1 protein-coding gene is annotated in these 317 nt (G+C 50.5%); it reads left to right on the forward strand.

Annotation, left to right across the window (positions count from 1 at the left end):
- Positions 1–317 (forward strand): hypothetical protein (locus FD04_RS12600; RefSeq protein ID WP_202813163.1); only part of this gene is annotated, 317 nt, incomplete at both ends.

A 317-nucleotide genomic window follows, 5' to 3' on the forward strand; every position in this document is an offset into this window, starting at 1 on the left:
GGTGATAAGACCGTGGTTGATATCAATACCGATACCAATACGGCAACTGTCACCGAAACGCCAAAGGGTGAACCAAGCTTGCCAGCTGTGACCGTTGAACCAGGTAACGCGGTGACCGTTGGTCGCACAACTGTGACGAACAATGAACCAAACGGGATTCAACTGGAACACAACACGGATACTGGCACGAGTGGAATCCCAACGGGAAGCCACACTACGACGGTACCAGGTAAGACGACTGAAACCATCAATCTAGATGGTAGCAAGACCATGACGCAAACGGGCCCAGCACTTTCAGTTGATCCAAAGGATTACTA

It is taken from the genome of Secundilactobacillus odoratitofui DSM 19909 = JCM 15043 (assembly GCF_001434895.1).
Taxonomy (GTDB): Bacteria; Bacillota; Bacilli; order Lactobacillales; family Lactobacillaceae; genus Secundilactobacillus; species Secundilactobacillus odoratitofui.